16 protein-coding genes and 2 tRNA genes are annotated in these 18,910 nt (G+C 65.2%); 5 read left to right on the top strand and 13 right to left on the bottom strand.

Going from position 1 to position 18,910, the window contains the following annotated elements; translation table 11 throughout:
• Window positions 1–142: 142 nt before the first annotated feature.
• The 5 genes from ACW175_RS10915 to clpX all read right to left on the bottom strand — a co-directional run bounded on the left by ACW175_RS10915 (window position 143) and on the right by clpX (window position 5,837).
• Entirely contained in the window at window positions 143–1,030 is an 888-nt protein-coding gene (locus tag ACW175_RS10915; protein ID WP_492104494.1) for an SPFH domain-containing protein, read from the bottom strand.
• A 139-nt stretch (window positions 1,031–1,169) separates the two neighbouring features.
• Window positions 1,170–1,244, bottom strand: a tRNA-Val gene (locus ACW175_RS10910).
• A 111-nt stretch (window positions 1,245–1,355) separates the two neighbouring features.
• Window positions 1,356–1,634, bottom strand: coding sequence for an HU family DNA-binding protein (locus ACW175_RS10905; RefSeq protein WP_125158573.1), 279 nt, complete (start codon window positions 1,632–1,634; stop codon window positions 1,356–1,358).
• Between the two features lie 142 nt (window positions 1,635–1,776).
• Window positions 1,777–4,176 (bottom strand): endopeptidase La, encoded by a 2,400-nt coding sequence (gene lon / locus ACW175_RS10900; RefSeq protein WP_492104493.1) that lies wholly within the window; start codon window positions 4,174–4,176, stop codon window positions 1,777–1,779.
• 398 nt (window positions 4,177–4,574) lie between these two features.
• Window positions 4,575–5,837 carry an ATP-dependent Clp protease ATP-binding subunit ClpX gene (clpX, locus tag ACW175_RS10895; protein ID WP_492104492.1) on the bottom strand — a complete coding sequence of 421 codons (1,263 nt, stop codon included), beginning with the start codon at window positions 5,835–5,837 and terminating at the stop codon, window positions 4,575–4,577.
• A gap of 339 nt (window positions 5,838–6,176) precedes the next feature.
• On the opposite strand from clpX, the gene ACW175_RS10890 reads away from it, so the two are divergent.
• The gene (locus ACW175_RS10890; protein ID WP_492104491.1) at window positions 6,177–6,848 is read left to right on the top strand and encodes an HAD-IB family hydrolase; all 672 of its coding nucleotides are present in this window, start codon (window positions 6,177–6,179) and stop codon (window positions 6,846–6,848) included.
• Between the two features lie 35 nt (window positions 6,849–6,883).
• Here ACW175_RS10890 and ACW175_RS10885 read toward each other — a convergent pair whose 3' ends face one another.
• The 3 genes from ACW175_RS10885 to tig all read right to left on the bottom strand — a co-directional run bounded on the left by ACW175_RS10885 (window position 6,884) and on the right by tig (window position 9,474).
• Window positions 6,884–7,189, bottom strand: coding sequence for a hypothetical protein (locus ACW175_RS10885; protein WP_492104490.1), 306 nt, complete (start codon window positions 7,187–7,189; stop codon window positions 6,884–6,886).
• A 113-nt stretch (window positions 7,190–7,302) separates the two neighbouring features.
• Window positions 7,303–7,944, bottom strand: coding sequence for an ATP-dependent Clp protease proteolytic subunit (locus ACW175_RS10880; protein WP_492104489.1), 642 nt, complete (start codon window positions 7,942–7,944; stop codon window positions 7,303–7,305).
• A gap of 171 nt (window positions 7,945–8,115) precedes the next feature.
• On the bottom strand, window positions 8,116–9,474 hold the full coding sequence (gene tig / locus ACW175_RS10875) for a trigger factor (RefSeq protein WP_492104944.1): 1,359 nt from the start codon (window positions 9,472–9,474) through the stop codon (window positions 8,116–8,118).
• A gap of 234 nt (window positions 9,475–9,708) precedes the next feature.
• Between tig and ACW175_RS10870 the strand changes: the two genes are divergently transcribed.
• A tRNA-Leu gene (locus tag ACW175_RS10870) sits at window positions 9,709–9,791 on the top strand.
• 5 nt (window positions 9,792–9,796) lie between these two features.
• On the opposite strand, the gene ACW175_RS10865 is transcribed toward ACW175_RS10870, so the two are convergent.
• The 4 genes from ACW175_RS10865 to ACW175_RS10850 form a co-directional block, all read right to left on the bottom strand.
• Entirely contained in the window at window positions 9,797–10,264 is a 468-nt protein-coding gene (locus tag ACW175_RS10865) for an ion channel (protein ID WP_492104488.1), read from the bottom strand.
• A gap of 70 nt (window positions 10,265–10,334) precedes the next feature.
• Complete coding sequence (locus tag ACW175_RS10860) at window positions 10,335–11,786, bottom strand: NAD(P)H-hydrate dehydratase (protein ID WP_492104487.1); 1,452 nt, start codon at window positions 11,784–11,786, stop codon at window positions 10,335–10,337.
• A gap of 24 nt (window positions 11,787–11,810) precedes the next feature.
• The gene (locus tag ACW175_RS10855; RefSeq protein ID WP_492104486.1) at window positions 11,811–12,374 is read right to left on the bottom strand and encodes a histidine phosphatase family protein; all 564 of its coding nucleotides are present in this window, start codon (window positions 12,372–12,374) and stop codon (window positions 11,811–11,813) included.
• 3 nt (window positions 12,375–12,377) lie between these two features.
• Entirely contained in the window at window positions 12,378–13,928 is a 1,551-nt protein-coding gene (locus ACW175_RS10850) for an acetyl-CoA acetyltransferase (RefSeq protein ID WP_492104485.1), read from the bottom strand.
• 234 nt (window positions 13,929–14,162) lie between these two features.
• Here ACW175_RS10850 and ACW175_RS10845 point away from each other — a divergent pair, with 234 nt between their 5' ends.
• From ACW175_RS10845 to ACW175_RS10835, 3 genes are all read left to right on the top strand, one after another.
• On the top strand, window positions 14,163–14,501 hold the full coding sequence (locus tag ACW175_RS10845) for a P-II family nitrogen regulator (protein ID WP_047405922.1): 339 nt from the start codon (window positions 14,163–14,165) through the stop codon (window positions 14,499–14,501).
• Window positions 14,502–14,548: 47 nt separating this feature from the next.
• Window positions 14,549–15,958, top strand: a complete 1,410-nt coding sequence (gene glnA / locus ACW175_RS10840; RefSeq protein WP_492104484.1) for a type I glutamate--ammonia ligase — start codon at window positions 14,549–14,551, stop codon at window positions 15,956–15,958.
• Window positions 15,959–16,250: 292 nt separating this feature from the next.
• Window positions 16,251–18,428, top strand: a complete 2,178-nt coding sequence (locus tag ACW175_RS10835; RefSeq protein ID WP_492104483.1) for a TonB-dependent receptor — start codon at window positions 16,251–16,253, stop codon at window positions 18,426–18,428.
• 61 nt (window positions 18,429–18,489) lie between these two features.
• Here the strand turns inward: ACW175_RS10835 and ACW175_RS10830 are convergent, their stop codons facing one another.
• On the bottom strand, window positions 18,490–18,891 hold the full coding sequence (locus ACW175_RS10830) for a putative quinol monooxygenase (protein ID WP_492104482.1): 402 nt from the start codon (window positions 18,889–18,891) through the stop codon (window positions 18,490–18,492).
• Window positions 18,892–18,910 lie beyond the last annotated feature (19 nt).

Here is an 18,910-nt window from a genome sequence, read left to right as displayed (position 1 = left end):
TCGCAGCAGTACTTCTACCTGAGCATTCACGCTGCGCAACTCAGCGCCGGCGAGGCGCTCGACAGCAGCCAGCACCTCGGGACGGACGCGCATCAGGAACGCGCGCCGCCCGCTTTTCGGTTCAGCCGGATCGCCCGCCACGTCAGCTGTACAGTGTGCCGGTGTTGACCACGGGCTGGGCCTCGCGGTCGGCGCACAGCACCACCAGCAGATTGGACACCATCGAGGCGCGGCGCTCGTCGTCCAGGGTGACGACGCCCCGCTCGCTGAGCTGGCTCAGCGCGCTCTCGACCATGTCGACGGCGCCGGCGACGATCGTGCGGCGGGCGGCCAGCACGGCCTCGGCCTGCTGGCGCTTCAGCATCGAGCCGGCGATCTCGGGCGCGTAGGCCAGGTGCATCAGGTGCGCCTCGTCGATGGCCACGCCGGCCACGGCCGTGCGCTGCTGCAGGTCCTTCTGCAACCGGTCGCCGACCTCCTCGGCGTGGGCGCGGAGCGTCGGCTCGCCCTCCTCCGCGTGATCATAGGCGTAGTGCGAGGCGACCTCGCGCAGGCCGGTCTCGATCTGGATGTTCACGAAGGCGATGTAGTCGTCGACGTCGAACAGGGCCTGAGCCGAGTCCCGCACCCGCCAGACGATGTTGGCGGCGATCTCGATCGGGTTGCCGCGCTTGTCGTTCACCTTCAGGGTCTCGCTGGTGACGTTGCGCACCCGCAGGCTGATCTTCTTGCGGCCGTACCACGGCAGGATCCAGCGCAGGCCGGTCTTGCGATCCGTGCCGACGTACGATCCGAACAGGGTGATCGCATAGGCCTCGTTCGGCTGCAGGGCGTAGAAGCCGCAGGCGACCATGGCGAACAGGAAGATCAGCGCGCCGCCGATCGCCGGATAGACCGGACCGTTATCGGCCTGCGTGAACGCCCAGGCCCCGGCCGCGAGCAGGAGCGGCAGCGCCAGTAGCGGCAGGCCGCCTGCCATGCCGCCATGGGCGCGCTCGGTGGTGGGATTGATGGTGCGAGTCTCGGACATGGACGCTCCTCCAGCGTTGCGATCAAAATGATATCACTTTGATCGCAGGCGACAAGTAGAAGCGTGGCCATGCGGCGCCGGCGCCGGCTCTGACCCTGGCCCTGGCCGTAAGGAAACGATGCGCATGATCGAAGGGGATTGGTGGGCAGTGAGGGGATCGAACCCCCGACCCTCTCGGTGTAAACGAGACGCTCTACCGCTGAGCTAACTGCCCTCTCGGGTTGGCGTGTCTAGCCGCCCTAGCGCTTCACGCAAAGCGCGAAAAACGAAAAGGCGGAACGTCAGCCCCCAGGATGACGTCCCGCCTCTGTTAAACGGAAACTGTTTAGCCGTTCAGCGAAGACTTCAGGCCTTCGCCGACCTGGAAACGCGCGGTCTTGGATGCGGGGCGGTTCACGGTCTCGCCGGTGCGAGGGTTGCGGGCGGTGCCGGCGGCGCGGGTCACGGCCTTGAAGGTGCCGAAGCCGACCAGGCGAACGTCAGAACCTGACTTCAGCGAGTCGGTGACGGCGTCGATGAAGGCTTCCAGAGCGTCCTTGGCTTGGTTCTTGTTGATGCCCGCCTTCTCGGCGATCGCCGTAACGAGCTCGGCTTTTGTGGTCATGTTTTTCTCCCAGCCTGAGCAGCGCCGCGTTTTGCTTACCGCGCTTGGCTCGTCGGGGATTATGGCTGTTGAAAAAGCCTCGTCAAACGAGAGCGGCGCGGGAATCTCCCGCGCCGCCTAAGTTATCAACGATTAGTTGCGTTTAGTGGGTGAGGACAGCGTCGCTGTCGCCCTCATCCTTCTTCGCGGTCGCAGCAATCGGCTCGTCGGCCTCGTTCCATTCGATCGGCGTCAAAGGGCCGGTGAGACCGTGCTTGAGCACCTCGTCCATGGTCGAGACCGGGATGATTTCCAGGCCGCCCTTGACGCTCTGGGGCACGTCGACGAGGTCCTTCTCGTTTTCCTGCGGGATCAGCACGGTCTTCACGCCGGAGCGCAGAGCCGCGAGCAGCTTTTCCTTCAGGCCGCCGATGGCCGTGACCCGGCCGCGCAGGGTGATCTCGCCGGTCATGGCGATATCCTTGCGGATCGGGATGCCGGTCAGAACCGATACGATAGCCAGGCCCATGGCCGCGCCGGCGGACGGACCGTCCTTGGGCGTGGCGCCATCCGGCACGTGGATGTGCACGTCGGTCTTCTCGAACACCGGCGGCTTGATGCCGAACTGCACCGCCCGCGAACGAACGTAGCTGTTGGCCGCCGCGATGGACTCCTTCATCACGTCCTTGAGGTTGCCGGTGATCTGCATGCGACCCTTGCCCGGCATCTTCACGGCTTCGATGGTCAGGATGTCGCCGCCGAACTCCGTCCAGGCCAGACCGGTGACGATGCCGACCTGGTCGACCTCGTCGGTCTCGCCGTAACGGTACTTCTTGACGCCCGCGTACTTGGCCAGGCGCTCGTCGTCGATAGTGATCGTGGCCAGCTTCTCGCGGGCCAGGTCACGCACCGTTTTGCGCGCCAGGGCGCCCAGTTCCCGCTCCAGCGACCGCACGCCGGCTTCCCGGGTGTAGTAGCGGATCAGGTCGCGGATCGCGGCGTCAGGAACGATGAACTCGGCCGGCTTCAGGCCGTGGTCCTTCGACAGCTTCGGCAGGATGTGCCGCTTGGCGATCTCCAGCTTTTCATCCTCGGTGTAGCCGGGGATGCGGATGATCTCCATGCGGTCCAGCAGCGGCTGGGGCATGTTCAGGCTGTTGGCCGTCGTGACGAACATCACCTGGCTCAGGTCGTAGTCGACTTCCAGATAGTGGTCGCCGAAGGTCGAGTTTTGCGACGGATCGAGCACTTCCAGCAGCGCCGAAGCTGGGTCGCCGCGGTAGTCGCTGCCCATCTTGTCGATCTCGTCCAGCAGGACGAAGGCGTTCGTGGTCTTGGCCTTCTTCATCGACTGGATGACCTTGCCGGGCATCGAGCCGATGTAGGTGCGGCGGTGACCGCGGATCTCGGCTTCGTCACGCACGCCGCCGAGGCTCATGCGCACGAACTCGCGACCGGTGGCCTTGGCCAGCGACTTGCCCAGCGAGGTCTTGCCGACGCCAGGAGGGCCGACGAGGCACAGAATCGGGCCCTTGAGCGAGTTGGTCCGGGCCTGGACGGCCAGGTACTCGAGGATCCGCTCCTTGACCTTGTCCAGGCCGTAGTGGTCGGCGTCGAGAATTTCCTCGGCCTCCAGCAGGTCGATCTTCTTGGTCTTGGCCTTGCCCCACGGGATCGACAGCAGCCAGTCCAGATAGTTGCGGACCACGGTGCTCTCGGCCGACATCGGGCTCATGTTGCGCAGCTTCTTAAGCTCGCTCTCGGCCTTGGTGCGAGCTTCCTTGGAGAGCTTGGTCTTCTTGATGCGCTTTTCGAGATCGATCAGCTCGTCTCGCGAGTCGTCAGGGTCGCCCAGCTCGCGCTGGATCGCCTTCATCTGTTCGTTCAGATAATACTCGCGCTGGGTCTTCTCCATCTGGCGCTTGACGCGCGAGCGGATCTTCTTCTCGACCTGCAGCACCGAGATCTCGCCCTCCATGAGGGCGAAGACCTTTTCCAGGCGCTTCACGACGTCGAAGATTTCCAGCAGGTGCTGCTTGTCGCCGATCTTCACCGACAGGTGAGCGGCGATGCTGTCGGCCAGCTTGCCGGGTTCGGCGATCTGCGGGATCGACGCCAGGGCCTCCGGCGGCACCTTCTTGTTCAGTTTGACGTAGTTTTCGAATTGCTCGACGACCGCGCGCGACAGGGCCTCTGCCTCGGGGCCGACGCCTTCGTCTTCGCTGACTTCGCCGATCTGGGCCTCGTAGAAGGACTCCTGGTCGGTGAACTTCACGACGGCCGCGCGGCCCTTGCCTTCGACCAGCACCTTGACCGTGCCGTCGGGCAGCTTCAGCAGCTGCAGGACGGTGGCCAGAACGCCGACGTCGAAGATGTCGCCCGGCGCCGGATCATCATCCGCCGAGTTCTTCTGGGTGACGAGCAGGATCTGCTTGTCGCCGCGCATCACTTCCTCGAGGGCGCGCACGGATTTGTCGCGGCCGACGAAGAGCGGCACCACCATGTGCGGGAACACAACGATGTCCCGCAGTGGCAACACAGGAAGCGTACGTAGTTCGGACATGTGCTCAATACTCCCGGCCTCGGCGCTTTCGCACGCCTGGCCATGCGGGCCGCCGTAACATCAGACGATGCGCCTGAGTCGAACGACCCGTCCGCCCGGGACTGGGCGAATGGTCGTTATTTATGTGGACGTTTTACAACAGGGTTCAAGCGCGCTCGCCTGACAGCGGCGACAAGTCGCGCGCCACCGGCGAAGCTGGCGCCCGCATGCCCCCAATACCGGTAACACGGGCAAGTTCATCCAAGGCCTAGACCTTTCGCGAGTTTCGCTCGCTCAAGCTCTCCGTGGCGCCGAAGCCTCACTCGTCGTCCATCAGACTGGCAAAGCCGGCTTATCCACGAAAAAGGCGCGCCTTTGTCCAAAAAGGCGCGCCTCGATTTCGCGATGAAGCTTGGAGTTTAGGCCGAAGCCGCCCCGCCCTTCTTCTCGGCGTAGATCAGCAACGGTTGGGCGCGGCCTTCGACGACCTCCGCATTGACCACCACTTCCTCGACGCCTTCGTAGCTAGGCAGCTCGAACATGGTTTCCAGCAGGATGCCTTCCATGATCGAGCGCAGGCCGCGCGCGCCGGTCTTGCGCACGATGGCCTTCTTGGCGACGCCGTGCAGGGCGTCCTCCGTGAAGGTCAGGCCGATGTTCTCCATCTCGAACAGGCGCTGGTATTGCTTGACGAAGGCGTTCTTCGGCTCCGTCAGGATCTTGACCAGGGCGGGCTCGTCTAGGTCCTCCAGGGTCGCGACCACGGGCAGACGGCCGATGAATTCCGGGATCAGGCCAAAACGCTGCAGATCGTCGGGCTCGACATTCCGCAGGATTTCGCCCGTCCGGCGCTCTTCCGGGTCGGTCACCTTGGCCCCGAAGCCGATCGACTTCGCCGCGCCGCGCGCCGAGATGATCTTCTCGAGCCCGGCGAACGCGCCACCACAGATGAACAGGATGTTCGTCGTGTCGACCTGCAGGAATTCCTGCTGCGGATGCTTGCGCCCGCCTTGCGGCGGCACGGAGGCGACAGTGCCTTCCATGATCTTCAGCAGGGCCTGCTGCACGCCTTCGCCCGACACGTCTCGGGTGATCGACGGATTGTCGGACTTGCGGCTGATCTTGTCGATTTCGTCGATATAGACGATGCCGCGCTGGGCGCGCTCGACGTTGTAGTCGGCGGCTTGCAGCAGCTTCAGCACGATGTTCTCGACGTCTTCACCAACGTAACCGGCTTCGGTCAGCGTCGTGGCGTCAGCCATGGTGAAGGGCACGTCGATGATTCGGGCCAGCGTCTGGGCCAGCAGCGTCTTGCCCGTACCGGTCGGACCGACCAGCAGGATGTTCGACTTGGCCAGTTCGACGTCGTTGTTCTTCGAAGCGTGGTTCAGGCGCTTGTAGTGATTGTGCACCGCGACAGCGAGCACCTTCTTGGCGTGACCTTGCCCGATCACGTAGTCGTCCAGAACCTCGCATATCTCACGCGGCGTCGGAACGCCGTCCTTGGACTTCACGAAAGCGATCTTGTGCTCTTCGCGAATGATATCCATGCAGAGCTCGACGCATTCATCACAAATGAACACCGTCGGTCCCGCGATGAGCTTGCGCACCTCATGTTGGCTCTTTCCGCAGAAAGAACAGTACAGGGTGCTCTTGGTGTCGCCGCTCGCGGCTTTCGTCATGATCGCTTCTCACACTATGGCGCCTTACGGCTTAACGCCGCGGCGCCCCTCCGAGCGCATACACCGCCACCGAAGCAGACAGGATATACGCCGGGAGTTGTCTAATCCTTGACATTCCCCGATCCGGGCGCGGTTCACAACCCTTGGCGGCTCCTTTGAAGCGCCAAACGTCCAAACCGGCCGGATCGTGTCATGGCCTCGTCATCTAATTTGGGCGATTGGCGCTCCGGCGCAAGCGTCGAGCGCCTTGGGCCTTACCGCCGCCCGTGGAACCCCGTAAGACGAAGCCAGGAATCGTATGCGAGGTCGAGCGCGGAAACGCGCTCTTTGGGAAGGTCGATGGGCAAGCGTTCGTGGATGGCCAAGGGTTTGAGCGCTTCGCGCCCGATGACCGGCGAGATGGGCCTCGAGCCGGCGCTCGTGGCCTTCGACTTCGACGGCACCCTGACCGTCAAGGACAGCTTCAACGCGTTCCTGAAGTGGCGGGCGGGCCGCCGGTGGACGCGGGGCGTCATCCGCCTGACCCCGTCGCTGATCGCCTATGTGTTCGATCGCAACCGCGCCAAACTCAAGGCCGCCGCGATACGCGAGTTCATGAAGGGCGCCACGATCACCCAGATCGAGACCGACGCCCGCACCTTCGCCGAGACCCACGCGCGGTCCCTGCTGCGTCCAGACGCCCTGGCCGTCTGGCGCGCATGGCGCGCCAGGGGCGCGAAGCTTGTGATCGTGACGGCCTCGCCAGAGATCACCGTCGCCCCCTTCGCGCGCGGCTTGGGAGCCGACATGCTGATCGGCACGCGGCTGATGAGCAACGAGGACGGCCGCATCCTGGGCGGTCTTGACGGAAACAACTGCCGGGCCAAGGAAAAGGTGCAGCGCCTACGCGAGGTGTTCGGCCCCGACGTTCACCTCACCGCCGCCTATGGCGACACTTCGGGCGACATCGAGATGCTCGCGATCGCCGACGAGAAGGGCTACCGCATCTTCCGAGGCAAACCCGCCACCTGAGCGCTTTTGTCGCAGGGGTGGAGGCTGACCGGAAGCTACAGGAAGCGCTGGAAGAGATTGGCCTCACGCAGGCCGACCCGCTTCGTCGACGTTTTGCAGATGAAGCTGCCGCCCGGCGTCTTGCCGAACTTTGGCCAGCCGGCCTTGTGATAGACGCGCGGGCGGTCCTGAACCCAGACGATCTCGTCACCATGGCATCCGGCCTGGGCGCGTTGGACCGTCGCGAACTCGGCCGGTCCGCTGCCGTTCGGACACCACATGCAACACTGCGCGCTGGCCGACGTCGCCAGCAGACTGACCGAAGCAAAGATAACCGCCAGCGCCTTCGCCCCATTCCACATCTGACGCCCTCCCAACCAATACGACTATAAGTCGAGGGCGAAGGCCGTGCAACGCGCACGAAAAAGGCCGCCGGTCTGATGACCGGCGGCCTTCCGTGTCTTAGAGGGTGAGCTTATTCAGCGCCCGCCTCGGCCGCTTCACGCGTGTCGTAGACATGGTCGACCAGACCCCAGGCCTTGGCCTCGTCCGCGCTCATGAAGTGGTCGCGATCGAGGGTCTTTTCGACTTCCTCATAGGTGCGGCCCGTGTGCTTGACGTAGATTTCGTTGAGGCGGCGCTTGGTCTTGATGATGTCTTCGGCGTGGCGCTCGATGTCCGAGGCCTGGCCGCGGAAACCGCCCGAGGGCTGGTGCACCATGATGCGGGCGTTCGGCAGCGCGATGCGCTGGCCCGGCGCGCCAGCTTGAAGCAACAGCGAGCCCATCGAAGCGGCCATGCCCATGCACACCGTCGAGACCGGGCTCTTGATGTATTGCATGGTGTCATAGATCGCGAGACCCGACGTCACCACGCCACCCGGCGAGTTGATGTACATGGCGATCTCTTTCTTGGGGTTCTCCGACTCCAGGAACAGCAGCTGGGCGCAGATCAGGCTCGCCATGCCATCTTCCACCGGACCGGTCAGGAAGATGATCCGCTCCTTCAGCAGGCGCGAGAAGATGTCGAACGCGCGCTCGCCGCGGCTGGTCTGCTCGACCACCATCGGAACCAGATTCATGGCCGTCGCCATCGGATCGTACATCATCGGGATCACCCTTCGTCGTGTTTGCTGGGCGGCGCGAAAACGAATCAGCCCCCGCGCGCCGTCGCTATCGCATATCGCGTGGCGATTAACAGGTTGCAAGGAGCCGGCGGTTTCGTGGCGGCATGAAAAAAGGCGCGGTCCTTGCGAACCGCGCCTCGTTTCTTTCAGCCTCGGCTGGCCTTAGCCGCCGTAGCCTTCCGGCAGGTCGTCTTCTTCCAGGAGTTCGTCCTTGGAAACTTCCTTTTCCTCGACCTTGGCCTTGTTGAAGATCAGGTCGACGACCTTGTCTTCATAGATCGGGGCGCGCAGAGCGGCCTGCAGGTCGGCGCGCTGGCGGTACATGTCGAACACCTGCTGGGCTTGCGCGCCGTACTGGCGAGCTTCGCGCATGATGGCGTCGGTCAGTTCCTGGTCGGTCACGACCACGTCGTTCTTGCGGCCGATCTCGGCGAGCACCAGGCCCAGGCGCACGCGGCGCTCGGCGATCTTGCGGTACTCGTCCTTCAGCTGGTCTTCGGTCTTGTCGGCGTCTTCCGGCGGCAGACCGCCCCGCGCCTTGTCGGCCTCGACCTGTTGCCAGATGCCGGCGAACTCCGCGTCCACCATGCGCGGCGGCAGCGGGAAGTCGTGCTTGGTGTCCAGCACGTCCAGCAGGGCGCGCTTCAGCTTGAAGCGCGAGCTGTTCTCGTAGCGGCTACCCAGGTTCGAGCGCAGCAGGTCCTTCAGGGCCGCCAGGTCCGACAGACCCAGGCGCTTGGCCAGCTCGTCGTCGGCCTTGCCGTCGACCGGAGCGCGGACTTCGGTGACCTTGGTGGCGAACTCGGCGTCCTTGCCGGCCAGTTCAGCGGCTTGGTAGTCTTCCGGGAACTTCACCTTCACGACGATCTCGTCGCCGGGCTTGGCGCCAACCAGTTGCTCTTCGAAGCCCGGGATGAACTGACCCGAACCCAGGACCAGTTCAGCGCCTTCGGCCTTGCCGCCGGCGAACTCGACGGCGTCGATCGTGCCGACGAAGTCGATCAGCAGTTGGTCGCCATCCTTGGCCTTCAGGCTCTTGCCGGTGCGCGGCTCATAGGTGCGCGCCTGCTTGGACAGCTCTTCCAGGGCCTCGTCGACTTCCTCGTCGCCGACCTTGTAGACCGGCTTGACCAGCTCGATGGTGGTCGGGTCGATCGGCTCGAATTCCGGCATCACTTCAACGGCTAGGTCGAACGCCAGGTCGAGGCCGCCGTCCAGGACCTTGTCCATGTCCGACGTCGGGTTCAGCTCGGGTTGGCCGGCGGGACGCAGCTTGTTGTCGTCGAGGACCTTCTGGGTGGTCTCGTTCAGGGCTTGCTCGATGACTTCGCCCATCAGGCCCTTGCCATACAGGCGACGCACGTGGGCGGCGGGCACCTTGCCCGGACGGAAACCCTTCACGTTCATCTGCGGGGCGACTTCGGCGATACGCGCTTCCAGGCGCGTGGCCAGTTCACTCGCGGGCACCGTGACGCTAAAAACGCGGCTGAGGCCTTCGCCCGACTTTTCAACGATCTGCATCGACATTCTTATTTTCTCGGGTCCGGGACGCCGCGCGCCCGAGCTCCGCCCTGGGGGTCCAAAAGATCGACGCCGCCCGCGAGAGCCGGGGGCGGCGAAAGACCGCCCTTATGTCACGACGTGCGCGAGCATCCAAGAGCGGCGGCGAGAAAACTGAAGTCCCGCCTGCCCCGCCGTGGGCGCCGCCAAATTTCCATGGATAATCTCCTCACCCCGCGCTAAGTCGACCTCCGCGCGGTTATGGCGGAATTGGTAGACGCAGCGGTTTTAGGTACCGCCGGGAGACCGTGGGGGTTCGAGTCCCTCTAGCCGCACCATCCCTTCAATCGAGATTCGGACCACCTTGGGCGTTCGGCGAAAGCTTCACGCGCCAGTCCCGCGCCATGACCATGAAGGTCAGCGACGTCGACCACCCGATCAGAATCAACCCGACCAATGGCTCGATGCTGGCCAGCAGACGCAGGCCGCCGATCGGATAGAGATCGCCCACGCCCTGCGTGGTGTAGGTTTCCAGGGCGAACGAATAGTACTGGAAAACGTCCGTCGGGGCGCGACCGATGAACCGCCCAAAGTGCAGCACATCCGCGCCCAGCCAGAACCCCCCGGCGAACAAGCCAGCTTCCAGCGCATGCGCCGCCAGCAGGCTGAAGATGACGCCAAGGACCCGCAGACGCGAGACGCCGCCTCGGTCGATCACCGAGGTCGAGATCAGCCGCAAGGCCTCGTAGTGGACGAGCACCGCCAGGCAACTGACCACAAGCGCGAGACACAGACCCTCGGTGATGTTCATCGCGCGTTTTCCGGAGGCATGGACCCGGCGAGCTTTGGCGCTCCAATCGCGGCGTAAGCGAGACCTCGCATCAGCGCCTCGCGTAAAGCGCGGCCAACACGGACGGCGCAAGCCCCGGCAGGTCCTCCGCGATCAATCCAGGCCCATGGCGCACGCCGCACTCGGCGTGAAGCCAGGCCCCGGCGCAGGCGGCTTCGAAGCTTTCCATGCCCTGCGCGATCAGGCCGCCGATGAAGCCGGCCAGCACATCGCCGGAGCCGGCGGTGGCCAGCCACGGCGTTCCGTTGAGCGACACGGCGGCCCGTCCGTCCGGCGCGGCGATCACCGTGTCGGGACCTTTCAACAGGACGACGGCCCCGGCCCTCCTGGCGGCCTCGCGCGCCGCGGTGATCCGCTCCGGCGACCTCGCCAGCAGACCAGGGAAGATTCGCTCGAACTCGCCGGGATGCGGGGTCAGCACGTCATCGCGGTCGAGGCACGCGAACAGGCTTTCAACGTCGTGGCGGAAGCTGGTCAGGGCGTCGGCGTCGACGACCAGGGCGGCGCCCGTGCTCGCCAGGGCCTGGAGGTTGCGGGCGGTCGCCTCCCCCACCCCGGCCGCCGGACCGATGATCACCGCGTCGGCTTCCTCGGCGGCGACGGCGAGATCGGCCTCCGCGCCGAACGGCGCCAGCATGATCGCCTCGAGATGGGCGGCGTTCACCACCAAGGCTCCCGGCGGTGACAGGACAGTCACCGCCCCGGCGCCCACTCTCAAGCCCCCACGCGCCGCCAGCCGCGCCGCCCCGGTGCTCCACATCTCGCCGCTGACCACCTTCAGCCGGCCGCGCGTGTGCTTGTGGGCGTCGAGCGCCGGCCAGGGGAAGCGCTTGCTCCACAGGTCTGGCCCGTTCTCGAACAGATCGACGCCTTCGCTGGGCGAAAGTCCGATATCGGCCAGCACGACCTCGCCGCAGGCCTTGCGACCTTCGATCAGGACGTGAGCCGGCTTGCGGCGATGGAAGGTGACGGTCAGGCCGGCGCGAAACGCCGCATCGCCCAGCGGACGGCCGGTGTCGCCATGGATTCCCGACGGCGTGTCGACCGCGACAAGCGTCAGCGGCTGTTCCTGGCTCGCGCGCGCCAGCCTCGCGACCTCCCCTTCCAGCGGACGCGACAGGCCCGCGCCGAACAGGGCGTCTATATAGAGTGTCCCCGGCGCGAGAGCGGGCGACAGCGGCCGCACCTCCCCCTTCCAGCGCGAGGCGGCCCAACGGGCGGCGTCGCTGGACGGGGGATAAGCCGCCTCGACCACGACCGGCCAGCCGCGTCGGCGCAGGTGGCGGGCCGCGACATAGCCATCGCCGCCGTTGTCGCCGGGGCCGCACCAGATTACCACTGGAGTTCGGGAGTAGCGGGCGCGGACGGCCTCGGCCACGGCGTCGCCAGCGCGCTCCATCAGCGCGCGGGTCGGCGCGCCCCCCGCGACGGCGGCGCGGTCGGCCGCGGCCATTTGGGCGACGGTCAGGATCTCTCGCGCCACGCCTACTCCTTCAAAGCACTGGCCCTAAAGGACCTGACTCTGAGCTTCGCGCCCTTTCGCCACCAGGATCAAGCGATCGCCGCCGATCTCGAAAACGGTGCGGGAGCAGTGGTCGGGCCGGAACGTCATGACCTCAGCCTGGCCTGTCGCGACACCGACCGCCGCGTTCAAGGCGACGAAGTGGCTGAACACCGCCGCGCCGGCATATTCTCGCAGCGCGGCCGCCACGCCCTCCGCCCAGCCGACGTAGTCGAGATCGCCCTGGATCTCGTCCCAACGCCCCTCGAAGGCCCGCTTCAACCAGGCGGGCCGCTCGTCATGCGACAGCGCCGCCGGGGTCGGGATCTCGCCGACGCGCGGGTCGATGATCAACCCGACCCCCAGCGCCCGCGCCAGCGGCTCGGCGGTCTCGCGACACCGGCGAAGGGGCGATGACACCACACGGGTCGGCCGCTCGGGCAGAGCCAGGATCGCCTCGGCGGCATCGTTCGCCTGCGCCTTGCCGACCGCGTCGAGGCCAGGATCCTCGTCGCTCTCGCCCCAGGTCGCGGCGGGTTTTCCGTGGCGGATGACGTGAACAACGGCCATGGCTCAATCCGGGATGAACAGGTTGCGAACGCCGTCTGGATGCGGGCCGACCGCGCCCGTACGCCCCACGCCCTCGCGGCTTTCCAGATCGCGCAGCGCGTCAGGATCGTCTGGAGTCTGGGCCACGAAGCGCCGGCCTTGCCCGTCCCGGCCGATGACTATCCCCATCCGAACGCCTTCGCGACCGTGGACGACGGTATAGGTCTCGATGGTCGCCCTGCCCTCCGGGCGCTCGACGATCTCGGGATGCGGCAAGGCGTCGATCTGGGCTTGCAGCACCGATGGCGGCTGGCGCCGCCATTTTCCTTCTACCGGCTTGGTCGAATAGATGCCGACCGACTGCTTGGTCAGAAACCAGCCGTTGGCGGTCGACAGGCCGTAGGCGCCGGGCCGCGCGCGAAGCTTGCCAACCATCTCGGCGATGGCGTGCAGGGCGTAGTTGTTTCCCGGTCCGCCGAAATACGGCAGGCCGCCGGTGATGGTCAGGCCGCGAGGGTCGTCCAGCGCCAAGCCTATCTCCTCTGCCCCGACCCTCACCGCCGACGGGAAGCACGAATAGAGGTCGATGACGTCGAGATCCTCGACGCCGATCCCAGCCATCTCCAGGGCCCGCTCGCCGGTCAGGCGCATCGCCGGGCTGGAGTGATAGTCCTGGCGCTCCAGCGGATACCAGAGGTCCGAGGCGTCGGCGCAGCCGTGCAGGAAGACCCACTTGTCCTCGGGCACGCCCAGCTCGCGCGCCTTGCGGACGCTGGCGATCAGGACGGCGGCCGACTGGTCGACCTCCATGATGGCGTTCAGGTACTTCGGGTACGGATAGCCGACCATCCGGTTGCGGTCGGTCACCGTGACCAGTTCCTCGGCCGAACGCTCGACCGGGAACCAGGCGTAGGGGTTGGCGGCGGCGACCTTGGTGAAGGGCGCGAAGAATTCGCCCAGCTGTTTCTGGTGCTCCGCCAGCGATCGTCCGTCCCGCGCCCGCAGCGCGTTCTCGAACAGGGGATAGGTGTTCACCGGATAGCCGAGGCCGTGCGCGGCCTCCTGCCGGGTCACGCCGGGGCGCGGGTCGCCGATCCGTTGCGGCGTGCTGGTCATGTCATCGCCCCAACCTTCGAAGCCCTGGCCGCCCTTCATCCGCTTCATCAGCGAGCCCAGGAACTCGGCTCCGGTGATGAGGGCGAAGTCCGACTCGCCGCCCGCGATCCGCTCGCAGACGACATTGACCGCCTGCTGGGGGCTGTTGCCGCCGGTTTCGGTGTAGACGCTCCAGGCCGGCGAGGCCGACAAAGCCCGCGCAAGCGAGGCCGGCGGATCGGCCAGCCGGGGCAGCGGCAGCTTCGACAGACCTCCCGGCGCATCGATACTGAACGCCACGACCGCCAAAGCATCGAGATCGGCAAGAACCGACCCTTTGAGGCCCGCATCCAGCACCGCTTTTTCCGCCGCAACTTTCAGCAGTTCCAGCGGAGACGGTGAAGTCGCCGCGTCGCCCCGATAGGTGAACTGGCCAGCGCCGATCAAAACCGGTGTATCGTCGCGCATCTCCGCCCCCATTCAAACGCTCGTTGGGCGCGATCGTAGGCGCGAAACGTCGCGTCGCAAGGCCATTTGGCGGCCATTCCGGAAATGTATATTTCCACGGCGCCGGGCGCCTAGATTTCGAACACATGCTCGCGAGACAACCAAACGGTCATGAATGTCCGTGGCGTTCGCTTGCGGCGCTGGGGCCAGCGTGATGCTTGCCCGCTCAGTGAAGCGGTTCGCCGCCCGGGCCCGAAAGTGGAACCGATGAAGAAGATCGAAGCCGTCATCAAGCCGTTCAAGCTGGATGAGGTGAAGGAGGCCCTGCAGGACATGGGCGTCCAGGGCATGACCGTCCTCGAAGCCAAGGGCTACGGCCGCCAGAAGGGCCACACCGAGCTGTATCGCGGCGCGGAGTACGTCGTGGACTTCCTCCCCAAGATCAAGGTCGAGGTCGTCGTCGAGGACAGCCAGCTGGAGCCCGCTCTGGAAGCCATCACCCGCGCGGCCCGCACCGGCCGCATCGGCGACGGCAAGATTTTCGTCTCGGAGATCACCGAAGTGATCCGCATCCGAACCGGAGAAAACGGCCCGGCCGCCGTCTAAAGGGCCGGATCGTCAAACACTTAGAGAGCCTACAAAGGGGATACGGAATGACTACCGCCAAGGATATCCTGAACCTGATCAAGGAAAAGGACGTCAAGTATGTCGACGTCCGCTTCACCGACGTGCGCGGCAAGCTGCAGCACGTCACGTTCGACATCGACCTGGTCGACGATGACTTCCTGAACGACGGCACGATGTTCGACGGCTCGTCGATCGCCGGCTGGAAGGCCATCAACGAGTCGGACATGAAGCTGCGTCCTGACCTGGACAGCGCCATCATCGACCCGTTCTATCAGCAGACCACGCTGGCCCTGTTCTGCGACGTCGTGAACCCGGATGACGGCACCCCGTACAACCGCGACCCGCGCTCGATCGCCAAGGCCGCGCTGAACTACGTCAAGTCGGCCGGCGTGGGCGACACCGTCTACTTCGGTCCGGAAGCCGAGTTCTTCATCTTCGACGACGTCCGCTGGTCGACCGCGCCGAACAACACCGGCTACTCGTACGACTCGAGCGAACTGCCGAGCAATTCGGGCAAGGAATATCCGGAAGGCAACATGGGCCACCGCCCTGGCCCGAAGGGCGGCTATTTCCCGGTGAACCCGGTCGACTCGGCTCAGGACCTGCGCGGCGAAATGCTGGCCGTCATGGGCGAACTGGGCATGAAGCCGGAAAAGCACCACCACGAGGTGGCCCCGGCTCAGCACGAACTCGGCCTGAAGTTCGACACCATGGTCGTCATGGCCGACCGGATGCAGCTCTACAAGTACGTCATCCACAACGTCGCCGCCGCCTACGGCAAGACGGCCACCTTCATGGCCAAGCCGATGTTCGCCGACAACGGCTCGGGCATGCACGTGCACCAGTCGATCTGGCAGGACGGCAAGCCGCTGTTCGCCGGCGATAAGTACGCCGGCCTGTCGCAGGACTGCCTGTACTACATCGGCGGCATCATCAAGCACGCCAAGGCGATCAACGCGTTCTCGAACTCGACGACGAACTCGTACAAGCGCCTCGTGCCCGGCTACGAAGCCCCGGTGAAGCTGGCCTACAGCTCGCGCAACCGCTCGGCCTCGATCCGCATCCCGCACGTCGATTCGCCCAAGGCCAAGCGCCTGGAAGCCCGCTTCCCCGATCCGATGGGCAACCCCTACCTGACCTTCGTCGCTCTGCTGATGGCCGGCCTGGACGGCATCATCAACAAGATCGACCCGGGCGCGCCGGCCGACAAGAACCTCTACGACCTGCCGCCCCGCGAGCAGAAGAAGATCCCGGAAGTCTGCGGCTCGCTGCGCGAAGCCCTGGAAAGCCTGGACAAGGACCGCGCCTTCCTGAAGGCCGGCGGCGTCATGGATGACGACTTCATCGACAGCTACATCGAGCTGAAGATGGAAGAGGTTATGCGTCTGCAACTGCACCCGCACCCGGTCGAATTCGACATGTATTACAAGTGCTGATCGCGTAACGCTCAGACGAACGAAGGGCCGGAGAGCGATCTCCGGCCCTTTTCGTTGCGCCGCCAAGTCATCGGCCGCTCGTAAGTAGAATGACTTATTACTTACTAGGCGCCGCCTGAACAAAATTGTCGCAAGTTCGCAACAGAACCGACGTAATCGGCTCCAAACGGCCGTTTTCCAGCCACACGAGATATCCGGAGCCCCTCAGTTGCGCCTATCGCAGCGCAATAGAAGCGTCGCTAACGCCCCAGTCAGAGTCGGCGAACGGCGCGCATCAGCACAGGATGTCTCCATGCACCCCAACCGCTCCTTCCGCCGCGCCCTCACGGTGTCGTGCGGCCTGACCGCCCTCGTGGCCTCGCTGGCCGCCAGCTCGGCCGCCATGGCGCAGGACACCACCGTCGGCGAAGTCGTCGTCACCGCCCAGAAGCGCAGCGAAAACCTGCAGGACGTGCCGGTCTCGGTCGCCGCCATCAGCGGTGAGCGCCTGCAGTCGGTCTTCGCCGCTGGCGAAGATATCCTGACCCTGTCGGGCAAGGCTCCTGGCCTCTACGCCGAGTCCTCGAACGGCCGCGCCGCCCCGCGCTTCTACATCCGCGGCCTGGGCAACGCCGACTTCGATCTGGCCGCCTCGCAACCGGTGTCGATCATCCAGGACGACGTCGTCCTGGAGAACGTGGTCCTCAAGAGCTCGCCGATCTACGACCTCGACCACGTCGAAGTCCTGCGCGGCCCGCAAGGCACGCTGTTTGGTCGCAACACCACGGCCGGCATCGTCAAGTTCGACACCATCAAGCCGAGCGACGAGACCAAGGGCCGCCTGGCGGCTACCTACGGCAGCTACAACACCGTCACCCTGGACGGCGGCTACGGCGGCGCCATCGTCCCGGGCAAGGTCGCGGTCCGCGCCTCGTTCCTGCTCCAGCGTCGCGACGACTATATCGACAACACCTACACCAAGCAGGAAAACGCCCTGGGCGGCTTCAATGAAAAGGCCGCTCGTGTTCAGTTGCTGGTCACGCCGAACGACAAGCTGAGCGCCCTGTTCAACGTCCACGGCCGCGACCTTGACGGCACCGCCGCCGTGTTCCGCGCCAACGTGCTGACCAAGGGCTCGAACAAGCTCAACGGCAACTACCAGCGCGACAAGGTCGCCTTCGACAACACCGCCAACAACCCGCAGAAGTACAAGGGCTACGGCGCTTCGGCCAACATCGGCTACGACTTCGACGGCGTGAAGCTGACCTCGATCACCGCCTATGAGAACACACACGGCTACAGCCTGGGCGACATCGACGGGGGCAACCCGACCGGCCCGGGCTTCATCCCCTTCCAGTCGAGCACCCAGGACGGCATCAAGAACCTTTTCCAGTGGACGCAGGAAGTGCGCCTGGCCAGCGATACCGACGGCCCGCTGAGCTGGCAGGTCGGCGGCTTCTACTTCGACACCAAGTACGACATCCGCACTGACCCGTTCTTCATGCCCGCCACCACGCTGCGTCAGAAGAACAAGGCCTGGGCCGCGTTCGGTCAGGCCTCGTACAAGGTCACCGACCAGCTGACCCTGACCGGCGGCCTGCGCTACACCGACGACGACAAGGACATGAACGTCGTCTCTGGCCCTAACCCCGCCCCGTCGGTGTCGGTCTCGGACTCGAAGGTCACCTGGGACCTGTCGGCGTTCTACAAGATCGACGAGGACGTCAGCGTCTACGCCAAGGTCGCTTCGGGCTTCCGCGGTCCGTCGATCCAAGGCCGCGATATCGCCTTCGGTTCGCCGGCCTCGGCGGCCAAGTCCGAAACGATCCTGTCCTACGAACTGGGCCTGAAGAGCGAGCTGTTCGACCGTCGCGTCCGCCTGAACGGCGCCGTCTTCACCTACACCATCGATGACCCGCAGTTCAGCGCGGTCGGCGGCGGCAGCAACTCCAACCGCCTGATCAACGCCAAGAAGGGCGAGGCCTACGGCCTGGAACTGGACAGCGAGTTCGTGGTTACCCCGAACTTCGTCGTCACGGCCGGCTACAGCTACGCCCACACCAAGATCAAGGACAGCACGCTGGCCGTCGCCCCCTGCGCCGCCTGCACCGTGACCGACAAGCTGAACGCCGCCGGCCTGGCGCTGGTGGACGGAAACCCGTTCCCGAACGCGCCAAAGTACACCTTCGACTTCACGGCCCGTTACTCGATCCCGATCGCCTCGGGCGAGCTGTTCGCCTTCACCGACTGGAAGGTTCAGGGCTACACCAACCTGTTCCTCTATCAGTCGAAGGAGTTCTACACGAAGGGCGACTTCGAGGGCGGTCTGAAGGTAGGCTATGCCGACAAGGAAGCCGGTTGGGAGCTGGCGGCGTTCGCCCGCAACATCACCAACGAGGCCAACATCAAGGGCGCGATCGACTTCAACAACCTGACCGCCTTCGTCAACGAACCGCGCGTCGTCGGCGTCTCGCTGAACGCCAACTTCTAAGACCTTCGGGTCCCGAGACTGGAAAGGCCGCGGAGCGATCCGCGGCCTTTTCTTTTGGTCTCTAAGCCTTCAGGCCGTGGCCGATGACGGGGATGGTCTCGAAGTGCTGTGGGAAGCCGGCGATGATCGGCCGCCCCTTGGCGATCGCCGCTTGCACGGAGGGCAGCTTCAGCGAGGCGGCGTGGGCGTCCTTGTCGGTCCAGACCTCGGTGATCCACAACGCGTCGGCGTTGGTCGGATCCTTGGCGATCACGTAGCTGAGGCAGCCGGGCATGTCGTTGGTCCCCTCCCCCAGGATCGCCAAGAGCTCGTCGCGCTTGCCGGGCGCGGCCAGCATCTGTCCGATCAGTCCGTACATGGGCGTCTTCTCCTGGACCAAAACACTCGAGGCGTGGGCGGCGGGCGCGAACGCGACGACGGCAAGGCCGCCGGCCAGCACGTCACGCCGGATGATTTGGGTCATGGGCTTCTCCCCTCGGCCC

It is taken from the genome of Caulobacter sp. FV1ye6ST, from assembly GCF_058681225.1.
This window is presented reverse-complemented; position numbering and strand designations above follow the sequence as displayed.